Below are 12085 nucleotides of genomic sequence, written 5' to 3' on the forward strand. Positions count from 1 at the left end.
CGTCCCGTCAACCCAGGGCGTCGGGGCCGCCGTCGAGGAGCGCCTGGAAGCCGGCTTCGTCGAGGACGGGCACGCCGAGCTGCTCGGCCTTGTCGGCCTTGGAGCCGGCGTTCTCGCCCACCACGACGTAGTCGGTCTTCTTCGAGACCGACCCGGCGGCCTTGCCGCCCCGCGACAGGATCGCCTCCTTGGCCGAGTCGCGGCTGAAGCCGACCAGCGAGCCGGTCACCACGACGGTCAGCCCCTCGAGGGTGCGCGGCATCGAGGCGTCCCGCTCGTCCTCCATCGATACCCCGGCCCGGGACCACTTCTCGACGATCTGTGCGTGCCAGTCGACACCGAACCACTCGATCACCGCCTCGGCGATCGTCGGGCCGACCCCCTCGGCGGCGGCCAGCTCCTCCTCGGTCGCCGCGCGGATCCGCTCCATCGAGCCGAACTCGGCCGCCAGCGCCCGCGCGGCGGTCGGCCCGACGTGCCGGATCGAGAGTGCGACCAGGACGCGCCAGAGCGGCACCTGCTTCGCCTTCGCGAGGTTGTCCAGCAGCCGCTGGCCGTTCGCGCTGAGCTGCGGTCCCTCCTCGCCCTTCTTCGGCGCGCGGGTGAACAGCGGCGCCTGCAGCAGCATCGCCGCGTCGAGGCCGAAGACGTCGCCCTCGTTCTCGATGACCTCGGCGTCCAGCAGCGCGGCGGCGGCCTCGTAGCCGAGCCCCTCGATGTCGAAGGCGCCGCGACCGGCGACGTGGAAGACCCGCTCGCGCACCTGGGCGGGGCAGAACCGGTGGTTGGGGCAGCGCCGGTCCTTGTCGCCCTCCTTCTGCTCCGCCAGGGCCGTGCCGCACGCGGGACACTCCGTCGGACCGACCCACGGGGCGAGCCCCTCGGGCCGCAGCGCGAGCACCGGCCCCAGGATCTCCGGGATCACGTCACCGGCCTTGCGCAGGATGACCGTGTCGCCCGGGCGGACGTCCTTGCGCTCGACCTCGTAGTAGTTGTGCAACGTGGCGTTCTCGACCGTCGACCCGGCCACCTTGGTCGGCTCCATCACGCCGTACGGCGTGACACGGCCGGTGCGGCCGACGTTCACCCGGATCTCGAGGAGCTTGGCGTTGACCTCCTCGGGCGGGTACTTGAACGCGATCGCCCAGCGCGGCGCCCGGCTGGTGGACCCGAGCCGGCGCTGGAGCGCGACGTCGTCCACCTTCACCACGACCCCGTCGATCTCGTAGGGCACGATCGTGTGCCGGTGCTCGCCCGCGTTCTCGATGTAGCCCTCGACGTCCTTGAGCGTGGGCAGCACTCGGACCTGCTCGGAGACCGGGAGCCCCCAGGCGGCGAGCGCCTCGTAGGCGTGCGACTGCGCCTCCGGCTCGAAGCCCTCCCGGGCACCGATGCCGTGGCAGACCATGCCGAGCGCCCGGGAGGCGGTGACGCGCGGGTCCTTCTGCCGCAGCGACCCGGCGGCGGAGTTGCGCGGGTTCGCGAACGGCGCCTTGCCGGCCTCGAGCAGCGAGTCGTTGAGACGCTCGAACGCCTCGACGGGCAGGAACACCTCGCCGCGCACCTCGATCAGGGCGGGGACGGGGAACTCGTCGGTGCCGGTGAGCCGGTGCGGGATCGCCTCGATGGTCTTGACGTTCGGCGTGACGTCCTCGCCCGTGGTCCCGTCACCGCGGGTGAGGGCCCGGACCAGCCGGCCCCCCTCGTAGAGCAGGTTGATCGCCAGGCCGTCCACCTTGAGCTCGCACAGCAGCGCCGGCGACTCGATGCCGTCCCGGCCGAGCCGGGCGTACCACGCCTCCAGTTCCTCGAAGGAGAAGGCGTTGTCGAGGCTCTCCATCCGCCGCAGGTGGTCGACCGCCGTGAACTCGGTCGACACCGCGCCGCCCACCTTCTGCGTCGGCGAGTCCGGGGTGCGGAGCTCGGGCAGCTCCTCCTCGAGCGCCTCGAGCCGCCGCATCAGGCGGTCGAACTCGGCGTCGTCGAGGGTGGGGCTGTCCAGCACGTAGTAGCGCCAGCGGGCGTCCTCGACCTGCTCGGCGATCAGGCGGTGCTCCTCGCGGGGGTCGGTCACGGGGACATTGTGCCGGTGCCCGCCGACGGCCCCCAACACCCGTCGCGCCACGCTCCGGTCCAGACCACCTCCCCGCGGGGCGGGAAGAAATCGCGAGAAAGTCGGTTGGGCCGGAATGGGGGCCGGGGCTACGGTGTTCTCGATGAAACGAAACCGTTTCGTTTCATCCGCGTGAACAGCCGACGACAGCCGAGGAAACCCGAATGACCCCCACCGAGCGACCCCGCATCGAGGGCGACCGCGAGCTGGAGATCCTCGCCGCCACCCTGGAGGTCCTGGGCGACGTCGGCTACGACCGGCTGACCATGGACGCCGTCGCCGCCCGCGCGAAGGCCTCCAAGGCCACGCTGTACCGCCGCTGGACCAACAAGGTCAGCCTGGTGATCGACGCCCTGCACCACAGCAAGGGACCGGCCGAGGTCCCGGACACCGGCTCGCTGCGCGGTGACCTGATGGGCGTCTTCTGCGGGATGGGCGGGCTCGTCGATCCCCAGACCGTGGCGACCTTCGCCAGCGTCATCACGGCGATCGCCCGCGACGCGGACTTCGCCGCCGCCTTCCGCGCCGAGGTGGTCGGCCCCAAGATCGCGATCTCCCAGCAGATCTGGCAGCGCGCCCGCGACCGGGGCGAGCTCCGCGACGACCTCGACCTGACCCTGCTCGAGCCGGCGCTCGCCGGCATCGTGCTGCATCGCGTCTTCATCATGGGCGAGCAGCCGACACCCGACCTGATCACCCGCGTGATCGACCAGATCATCCTGCCGGCCGCCACCCGCGAGTCGGCTCCGACCCACTGACCCTCGAGAGAAGGACACCCCGATGACCGACGTGGCCAGTGCCGAGAGCACGAGCTCCGGCAGCAAGCAGCACCTCGGGTGGGCACTCGTGCTCATCTCGGTGGCGCAGCTGATGGTGGTGCTGGACGGCACCATCGTGAACATCGCGCTCCCGTTCATCCAGCACGACCTCGACATCGAGACCGCCAACCTGCGCTGGGTGGTCACCGGCTACGCGCTCGCGTTCGGCAGCCTGCTGCTGCTCGGCGGCCGCCTCGGTGACCTCTACGGCCGGCGCCGGGTCTTCATGACCGGCCTGGTGATCTTCGGCGTGGCCTCGCTCCTCGGTGGCCTCGCGACCAACGAGGGCCTGCTGCTCACGGCCCGGGCGTTCCAGGGCTTCGGCGCGGCGCTGGCCTCGCCGGCCGCGCTCGCGCTGATCGCGACGACGTTCCCCGCCGGTCCCGCGCGCAGCCGCGCGTTCGCCGTGTACGCCGCCATGTCCGGCGTCGGTGCGGCCGTCGGCCTGCTGCTCGGCGGCTGGCTGACCGGCCTCGACAGCGTCTTCGGGCTCGACGTCGAGGGCTGGCGGCTCACGCTGCTGATCAACACCCCGATCGGCATCGTCACCGCCCTGCTCGCCCCGCGCTTCCTCAACGAGTCCGAGTCGCACCCCGGCGAGCTCGACCTGCCCGGCGCGGTCACCGGAACCCTCGGCGTCCTGGGCCTCGTCTACGGCATCAGCCGGGCCGGGACGGACGGCTGGGGCGACACGTGGACCCTGGCCAGCATCGGCGCGGGCCTGCTGCTGCTCGCGACGTTCCTCCTCATCGAGCGTCGCGTCGAGCACCCGCTCCTCCCGGTCCGGGTCTTCGCGAACCGCACCCGGGCCGCGAGCTTCGTGGCGATGTTCTTCGCCCCGGCGGCGATGTTCGCGATGTTCTTCTACCTGAGCCAGTACATCCAGACCGTGATGGGCTACTCCCCGATCCAGGCCGGCGTCGCCTTCCTGCCGTTCTGCTTCGGCCTGGTGGCGGCCGCAGGCATCTCGTCGAACCTCATCAACCGGATCGACCCCCGCTTCCTGGCGGGCGTCGGCACGCTGATGGCGGCGGTCGCGCTGTACGGCTTCTCCCTGATCCCGCACGACACCTCGGCGCTGCCGATCCACGACATCCAGGCGAGCTACTGGGCCGACATCCTGCCGTACATCGTGCTGATGTCGTTCGGCATGGGCATGACGTTCGTGCCCCTGACGCTCACCGCCGTCCACCACCTGCGTGACCAGGACACCGGCATCGGCTCCGGCGTCCTGAACACGATGCAGCAGGTCGGTGGCGCGCTCGGCCTGTCGCTGCTCGCCACGGTGGCCACCCAGACCATCGACGACCTGGTCGGCGGGCTCGGCGCCGCGGCGGCGAAGGCCAGCGCGCAGGTCGCGCCGGCGCAGCAGGTGATCGCCCAGCACCAGATCTTCACCGCAGGCGCGACCGATGCGTTCCTGCTCGGATCCGGCCTGATGCTGATCGCCTCGCTGGTCACCTGGGCGTTCCTGAACGTCAAGCACCAGGAGCTCGCGACCGACGGTCCTGAGGCGCCCGTCCACGTGGGCTGAGCCGCTCCCCCGACGCACCGCCCCGCCCGACCGTCTCGGGCGGGGCGGTGCCGCGTCCGGGGTCAGGAGAGTGCGTCCTCCAGTGCCTTGACGAACGCCGGGATGTCGTCGGGGCTGCGGCTGGTGATGAGGTTCCCGTCGACGACGACCTCCTCGTCGGTCCATGTGGCGCCGGCGTTCCGGATGTCGTCGGCGAGGGTGTGGAAGCTGGTGAGGCTGCGCCCGCGGGCGAGCCCGGCGGAGACCAGCAGCCACGGACCGTGGCAGATCACGGCCAGCGGCCGCTTGTCCTCCATCACCCTCCGCACGATGTCCTGGGCCTTCGGGTCGACGCGGAGCCGGTCGGCGTTCACGGTCCCGCCCGGCACGACGAGGGCCTGGATCGCGCTCGGGTCGAGGTCGTCGAACGAGCCGTCGACGTCGACCTTCTGCGTCGGCTCGGTGTCGCCCTGCACCGCCTGGATCGGGTCGCCGGTGTCGGAGTAGATCTTCACGGTCGCGCCGGCCTCGCGGAGCTGGTCCCGAGGCTGGACCAGCTCGGGCTCCTCGAAGAAGTCGGTCGCGATGATGGCCACGGTCTTGCCGCTCAGGTCGCTCATGCGGCACCGGTACCCGTCTCGGGGACGGGGATTCCACCGAGGCGGGGACGGGGTCAGGCCGTCAGGTTCCCGGCTGCCGACCGGACCAGGGCGAGCGCCCGGCGCACCCACGCCGGCGACGCGCCGGCCAGCCCGCAGGCGGGCGTCAGGACGAGCTGTTCGCCCACTTCACCGGGGTCGAGACCGAGCATGTCCAGCCAGCGCAGCACCGACTCGGTGAGCCCGGCGTCGGTCGGTTCGTCGGCGGGGTCGATCCCCGGGACCACGCCGAGCGCGACGGTCTCGCCCGCCTCGAGGGCCTCGCCGAGCACGTCGTGGTCGGCGGCCGACAACACGGTCAGGTCGACCGAGAGGGCCCGAGCGCCGGCGCCGCGCAGCAGGTCCAGCGGCGTCCCGGGCGCGCAGGTGTGCACCCACGGCTCGGCCCCCTCGCCGGCGACCGCGTCGAGCACCCACGCCAGCGCCTGCGACGCCTCGGGCGCGTCGACCTTGCGGTGCCGGCCGAACCCGGAGGCGGTCGGCACCCGGGCGTCGAGCACCGCGGCCAGCGCAGGCTCGTCCACCTGCACCACGAGCCGGTCCACGCCCGGCAGCCGCCGGCGTACGTCGGACACGTGCCCGCGCACGCCCTCGGCGAGCGCCTGGGCCAGGTCGCGGCGGGCGCCGTGGTCGGCGAGGATCTTGTCGCCGCGCGGCCTCTCGACCGTCGCCGCGAGCGTCCACGGCCCCGGGACCTGGATCTTGAACGGGCCCGTCCAGCCCTCCGCACGCTCCTCCACGGCATCCAGGTCCTGCGCGAGCAGGCTGCGGGCGCGACGGTGGTCGACGCCGGCGCCGCCGCCGGTGAGCCGCCACCCGGCCGGCTGGAGGTCGGCGCCGAGCTCGGCGACGACCGCCAGCCCGCGGCCGGTGAGGCCGGCGACCGCACCACGGTCGGGCAGCTCGGGCAGGTGCGGCAGGCCGTGCTGGTCCTGGGCGAGCTCGCCGAGGACGATCGCGATCGCCTGATGGAAGTCCTCTCCCGGGTAGGAGCCGACGCCGGTCGCGGCCGTCATGCGGTCGCGGCGATCGTCGCGGAGCCGACGACGCGGGTGCCGTCGTACAGGACGGCGGCCTGGCCGGGAGCGATGCCGTACGCCGGCTCGAGGAGCTCGATGTCCACGGTGTCACCCACGGTCGTCCGGGCCGGCAGCTCGACGCCGTGGGCGCGCAGCTGGACGGTGCCGGACAGCTGCCGCGGGACGGTCCCGCACCAGCGCGGGCGGATGCCGGTCAGCCGGTGCACCGCGAGCCGCTCACGCGGTCCGACGGTGACCGTGCCGGACACCGGCTCGATGTCGAGCACGAACCGCGGCCTGCCGTCCGGCGCCGGCCGGCCGAGCCGGAGCCCGCGCCGCTGGCCGATCGTGAACGCGAAGGTGCCCTCGTGGGAGCCGACCACAGCGCCGGCCTCGTCCACGATGTCGCCGCCCTGGTTGGGCGCCCGGTCGCCGAGCTTCTCGCGGAGCCAGCCCGCGTTGTCGCCGTCCGCGACGAAGCAGATGTCGTGGCTGTCCGGCTTGTCGGCGACCAGCAGGCCGCGCTCGGCCGCCTCGGCCCGGACGTCGGCCTTCGTGGAGCCGCCGAGCGGGAACAGCGAGTGCGCGAGCTGGTCCTGGTCGAGGACGCCGAGCACGTAGGACTGGTCCTTGCCGTGGTCGACCGCGCGGTGCATCTCGATCAGCCCGTCGGGGCCGGTCCGCAGCCGGGCGTAGTGGCCGGTGGCCACCGCGTCGAACCCCAGGGCCAGCGCCCGGCCGAGGACGGCCGCGAACTTGATCTTCTCGTTGCAGCGCAGGCAGGGGTTCGGGGTGCGTCCGGCGGCGTACTCGTCCATGAAGTCCTCGACGACGTCCTCGTGGAACCGGTCGCTGAGGTCCCACACGTAGAACGGGATGCCGATCACATCGGCCGCGCGCCGGGCGTCGTTCGCGTCCTCGATCGTGCAGCAGCCACGGGCGCCGGTGCGGTAGGACTGCGGGTTGCGCGAGAGCGCGAGGTGGATGCCGGTGACGTCGTGGCCGGCCTCGGCGGCACGTGCCGCGGCGACGGCCGAGTCGACGCCGCCGGACATGGCAGCGACGACCCTCATCGCCTGGCTGCCCGGGCTCGTTCGACGACGGGGACGATGGCCTCGACGACCGCGTCCACGTCGGCGGCGGTCGTGGTGTGACCGAGGGTGAACCGCAGCGAGTGCCGCGCCTGGTCCTCGTCGCAGCCCATCGCGAGCAGCACGTGCGACGGCTGCGGTACGCCGGCCGAGCAGGCCGACCCCGTCGAGCACTCGATCCCGCGCGCGTCGAGCAGCATCAGCAGCGAGTCGCCCTCGCAGCCTGGGAACCCCAGGTGGGCGTTGCCGGGCAGCCGCTCGGTCGGGTGCCCGTGGACGTGCGCGTCCGGGACCGCCTCGATCACCCGGCGGACCAGGTCGTCGCGGAGCGCGCCGATCCGGGCCGCGTGCTCGCCCTGCTGCTTGACCGCGAGCTCGACCGCGGCCGCGAACCCGGCGATCGCCGGGGTGTCCAGGGTGCCGCTGCGGATGTCGCGCTCCTGGCCGCCGCCGTGCACGAGCGGGCTCACCTCGACCTCGCGGCCGACGACGAGCGCGCCCACGCCGTACGGCCCGCCCAGCTTGTGCCCGGTGAGGGTCAGGGCGTCGACGCCGGAGGCCGCGAAGTCGACGGGCACGTGGCCGACGGCCTGCACCGCGTCGGTGTGGACGGGGATGCCGTGCTCGGCGGCGATCGCGACGACCTCGTCGATCGGCTGGATGGTGCCGACCTCGTTGTTCGCCCACATCACCGAGACCATCGCGACCGACGCCGGATCGCGCTCGACCGAGGCCCGCAGCGCATCGACGTCGAGCCGGCCGCGCTGGTCGACCGGCAGCAGCTCGACCCCGGCGCCCTCGGCGGCGGCGAGCCAGTGCAGCGTGTCGAGGACCGCGTGGTGCTCGACGGCGGTGCTGAGGACGCGGGTGCGCCGGGGGTCGCCGGCGCGCCGTGCCCAGTAGATGCCCTTGACCGCGAGGTTGTCGGCCTCGGTCCCGCCGGAGGTGAAGACGACCTCGCCGGGCCGGCAGTTCAGCGCCTGGGCGATGGTCTCCCGGGACTCCTCGACGATCCGCCGGGCGTGCCGGCCGGAGGCGTGCAGCGCGCTGGCGTTGCCGACCTCGAGCAGGTGGGCGCTCATCGCCTCGACAGCCGCGGGGACCATCGGTGTGGTCGCGGCGTGGTCGAGGTAGACGGTCCTGCGGGGATCGGGCTCTGTGTTCATCGCACCGACCAGCGTACGGCCCGCGCCGCGGGCGTTCACCTCCGTGCCACCTCCGCGACGACGGCGCGGTGGTCGCTGCCCGGGATCGGGTCCGTGTGCATGCGGATCGCCGCCATCCGGGGACCGACCAGCACGTGGTCGATCTGCGCCATCGGGTGGCCGAGCCAGGGCACCAGGGTGAACCGGTCGTTCGCCGGCCAGGTGGGCTGCCAGCCCTCGTTGGCGAGCTCGCCCACGTCGCGGTAGCCGGCGTCGGCCAGCGCCCGCATCGGGCCGTGGTCGGCGGTCGCGTTGAGGTCCCCGACGACGAGGTCGGGGCGCTGCCCGCGCACGGCGTCGAGCAGGGCCGCGTGGTCGTCGGCCCAGACGTCGGGAAGGGTCGGCGCCTGGGGATGGGTGGCGATCACCGTGAGGTCCCCCAGCGAGAAGATCCAGCCGTCGTGCCAGGTGTCGAGACGCTCGGCCGGCCCGGGCTCGGTGCGCGAGAAGACCATCGTCCCGTCGCTCTCGGTCCCGGGCTCGCCCACGCGGTACGGCAGCAGGTCGGCGATGCCGGAGCGGTCCAGGTCGGCCAGGTCGGCGGCGGTGATCTCCTCGACGACCAGCAGGTCGACGTCCTCCTCGCCGGCCATCCGGACCAGCTCGATGGGGTCGCCGTCGTCCTGCGCGATGTTCGCGTTCATCACGACGAGCGGCTCGGCGCCGGCCGCCGGGGGTGGGTTCGCACCGGTCACCTGCGGTGCGAACCACCAGCAGTGCAGGACCAGCCCGGCGAGCGCCACCGCCGCCGCGGCCCAGGTCGCCCGGGTCCGCACGAACAGCAGGCGTACGCCGAGCACCAGCGCCGCCCCGCCGTACAGGATGATCGCGAGCGGGGCGAAGCCCTCGAGCAGGAGCCAGAACGACGCGTGCGGCTCGACGAGCCGGTCGACGGTCAGGACGAGCGCCGGCCCGAGCAGCAGGGCGACGACGACCCCGAGGACGAGACGACGCACCGGCACGGAGGCGAACCTACCGGTGTCGCTGCTCGAGCGGTCGAGTCAGAGCAGCACCAGGTCGTCGCGGTGGACGACCTCACGCTCGTACTCCGCGCCGAGCTCGCGCTTCAGGTCGTGCGAGGTGCGGCCGAGCAGCGCCGGGATCTCCTCGGCGTCGAAGTTCACCAGCCCCCGGGCGACCGGTGTGCCGTCGGGCCCGGCGAGGTCGACCGGCTCGCCGGCGTGGAACGTGCCCTCGACGCCGGTGATCCCGGCCGCGAGCAGCGAGGCGCGCCTCTCCACCACGGCCCTGACCGCGCCGGCGTCGAGCACCAGCGTGCCCTTCGGCTCGGTCGCGTGCGCCAGCCACAGCAGCCGCGTGGGCCGGCGGCGGCCGGTGGTGTGGAAGAGCGTCCCGACCGGCTCCCCCGCCAGCGCCGCGCCCGCGCGGTCGGCCGCGGTGAGCACGACGGGGATGCCGGCGCCGGTCGCGATCCGGGCGGCGTCGACCTTGGTCTGCATGCCGCCCGAGCCGAGGCCGGCCGCACCCGTCTTCCCGATGCGTACGTCGGTCAGGTCGTCGACCGACACGACGTCGGGCAGCAGCGAGCTGCCCGGCCTCGACGGGTTGGCGTCGTACAGGCCGTCGACGTCGGAGAGCAGCACCAGCAGGTCGGCGTGCACCAGGTGCGCGACCAGGGCGGCGAGCCGGTCGTTGTCGCCGAACCGGATCTCGCTGGTCGCGACGGTGTCGTTCTCGTTGACGATCGGGAGCACGCCCAGGTCGAGCAGCTTCGCGAACGTCTGGTAGGCGTTGCGGTAGTGGGAGCGCCGGGTGACGTCGTCCACGGTGAGCAGCACCTGGCCGACGATCACGCCGTGCCGGGCGAGCTCCTCGGTGTAGCGGTGCACGAGCAGTCCCTGTCCGACCGAGGCGGCGGCCTGCTGGGCCGGGAGTGCCTTGGGCCGCGTGGTGAGTCCGAGCGGCGCGAGTCCGGCGGCGATCGCGCCCGAGGAGACCAGCACCACCTCCTTGCCGGAGGCGCGCAGCCTCGCCAGCACGTCGACGAGGTCGCGGACCCGGGCGGGGTCGATGCCGCCGGCAGCGGTCGTCAGGGACGAGGACCCGACCTTGACGACGACCCGCTTCGCCCCGGTCACCTCGCTGCGCGTGCTCATCCGTCCGCGTCGTCCCCCGGGTCCTGCTCGGCCCAGTCGGGGTCGTCGGCGCTGCCGATCTCGTACGACGTGGGTCCCGCGGTCACCGGCCGGTCGAGCCGGCGGGCGACGTCGGCCCGGGTCTCACCCTCGGCGCGGTCGTCCATGGCCTCGTCGATGGCGCGGCGGCGACGGGCTGCGGGACGCGAGTCGTCGAAGCGCTGGTCCTCGCCACGGCGGCTGAGGATCTCCGCTCCGGCGTCGATGCCGGGCTTGAAGTCGAAGACCACGGCGTTGTCGGGATGGCCGATGAGGACGGCGTCGCCCTCCTCCGCGCCCATCTGCACCAGGCGGGTCTCGACGCCGAGTCGGTTGAGCCGGTCCGCGAGGAAGCCGACCGCCTCGTCGTTGCTGAAGTCGGTCTGCCGGATCCAGCGCTCGGGCTTCTCGCCCCGCACCTGCCAGCCGTTCGCGGTCCGGGTCACGGTGAACTCGTCCTTGCCGTCCGCCGAGGGCGGGCGCAGCACGATCCGGGTCGCCTCGACGGCGGGCTTCGCGGCCCGCGCGGACCGGACGATCCCGGCCATCGCGAAGGTGAGCTCGCGCATCCCCTCGCCGGAGGCCGCGGAGACCTCGAAGACGTCCAGCCCACGGGCCCGCAGCTCGTCGACCACGAACGACGCGATGTCGCGCCCGTCGGGGACGTCGATCTTGTTCAGCGCCACGAGTCGCGGCCGGTCCTCCAGGCCGCCGTACCGCGCCAGCTCGTTCTCGATCACGTCGAGGTCGTCGACCGGGTTCCGACCGGGCTCGATGCTCGCGGTGTCGATGACGTGGACCAGCGCCGCGCAGCGCTCGATGTGGCGCAGGAAGTCGTGGCCGAGGCCGCGACCGTCGCTCGCGCCCTCGATCAGGCCGGGCACGTCGGCGACGGTGAACGTCGTGTCGCCCGCGGTGACGACCCCGAGGTTCGGGACCAGCGTGGTGAACGGGTAGTCGGCGATCTTGGGCCGCGCCCGCGAGATCGCGGCGATCAGGCTGGACTTGCCGGCGCTCGGGAAGCCGACCAGGCCGATGTCGGCGACCACCTTGAGCTCGAGCACGATCTCGAGCTCGTCGCCGGGCTCACCGAGCAGCGCGAAGCCGGGCGCCTTGCGCTTGGAGCTGGCCAGCGCCGCGTTGCCGAGGCCGCCCCGGCCGCCCTGGGCGACCACGAGCTCAGTGCCCGGTCCGACCATGTCGGCCAGGACGTTGCCCTCCGGGTCGGTGACCACGGTGCCGTCGGGGACGGGCAGCACGAGGTCCGCGCCGTGCCCGCCGTTCTTGTGGTCACCGGCGCCGTGGCCCCCCGACTCCGCGCTGCGCTTGGGGCTGTGGTGGTAGGCCAGCAGCGTGGTGACGTCGGGGTCGACCCGGAGGATCACCGAGCCGCCGGGGCCGCCGTTGCCGCCGTCGGGTCCGCCGAGCGGCTTGAACTTCTCACGGTGCACTGACGCCACACCGTGCCCGCCGCGGCCGGCGCTGACGTGCAGCGACACCCGGTCGACGAAGGTGGGGACGGCCATGATGCC

The 12085-nt window shown here is 73.3% G+C and carries 10 protein-coding genes; 2 read left to right on the forward strand and 8 right to left on the reverse strand.

Annotated features, from left to right (window positions below; genetic code table 11):
• Window positions 1-7: 7 nt before the first annotated feature.
• Complete coding sequence (gene ligA, locus N538_RS0104140; protein WP_028636251.1) at window positions 8-2074, reverse strand: NAD-dependent DNA ligase LigA; 2067 nt, start codon at window positions 2072-2074, stop codon at window positions 8-10.
• Window positions 2075-2277: 203 nt separating this feature from the next.
• Here ligA and N538_RS0104145 point away from each other — a divergent pair, with 203 nt between their 5' ends.
• Entirely contained in the window at window positions 2278-2871 is a 594-nt protein-coding gene (locus tag N538_RS0104145) for a TetR/AcrR family transcriptional regulator (protein ID WP_028636252.1), read from the forward strand.
• Between the two features lie 22 nt (window positions 2872-2893).
• Window positions 2894-4465 (forward strand): MFS transporter, encoded by a 1572-nt coding sequence (locus N538_RS0104150; protein WP_028636253.1) that lies wholly within the window; start codon window positions 2894-2896, stop codon window positions 4463-4465.
• A gap of 62 nt (window positions 4466-4527) precedes the next feature.
• Here N538_RS0104150 and N538_RS0104155 read toward each other — a convergent pair whose 3' ends face one another.
• Genes N538_RS0104155 through obgE form a run of 7 tightly spaced genes read right to left on the reverse strand, consistent with a single transcriptional unit; the run spans window position 4528 to window position 12079 of the window.
• Window positions 4528-5064 (reverse strand): type 1 glutamine amidotransferase domain-containing protein, encoded by a 537-nt coding sequence (locus N538_RS0104155; protein WP_028636254.1) that lies wholly within the window; start codon window positions 5062-5064, stop codon window positions 4528-4530.
• Between the two features lie 53 nt (window positions 5065-5117).
• Window positions 5118-6119 carry a methionine synthase gene (locus N538_RS0104160; RefSeq protein ID WP_028636255.1) on the reverse strand — a complete coding sequence of 334 codons (1002 nt, stop codon included), beginning with the start codon at window positions 6117-6119 and terminating at the stop codon, window positions 5118-5120.
• Complete coding sequence (gene mnmA / locus N538_RS0104165; protein ID WP_028636256.1) at window positions 6116-7195, reverse strand: tRNA 2-thiouridine(34) synthase MnmA; 1080 nt, start codon at window positions 7193-7195, stop codon at window positions 6116-6118. The genes N538_RS0104160 and mnmA overlap by 4 nt, the downstream gene beginning before the upstream one ends.
• Window positions 7192-8379 carry a cysteine desulfurase family protein gene (locus tag N538_RS0104170; protein WP_028636257.1) on the reverse strand — a complete coding sequence of 396 codons (1188 nt, stop codon included), beginning with the start codon at window positions 8377-8379 and terminating at the stop codon, window positions 7192-7194. The genes mnmA and N538_RS0104170 overlap by 4 nt, the downstream gene beginning before the upstream one ends.
• Window positions 8380-8414: 35 nt before the next feature.
• Entirely contained in the window at window positions 8415-9380 is a 966-nt protein-coding gene (locus N538_RS0104175; RefSeq protein WP_028636258.1) for an endonuclease/exonuclease/phosphatase family protein, read from the reverse strand.
• A gap of 39 nt (window positions 9381-9419) precedes the next feature.
• The gene (gene proB, locus N538_RS0104180; RefSeq protein ID WP_028636259.1) at window positions 9420-10535 is read right to left on the reverse strand and encodes a glutamate 5-kinase; all 1116 of its coding nucleotides are present in this window, start codon (window positions 10533-10535) and stop codon (window positions 9420-9422) included.
• Entirely contained in the window at window positions 10532-12079 is a 1548-nt protein-coding gene (obgE, locus tag N538_RS0104185; protein ID WP_028636260.1) for a GTPase ObgE, read from the reverse strand. Before obgE ends, proB begins: the two co-directional genes overlap by 4 nt.
• Window positions 12080-12085 lie beyond the last annotated feature (6 nt).

This window comes from Nocardioides sp. URHA0032, assembly GCF_000620645.1.
GTDB lineage: Bacteria > Actinomycetota > Actinomycetes > Propionibacteriales > Nocardioidaceae > Nocardioides.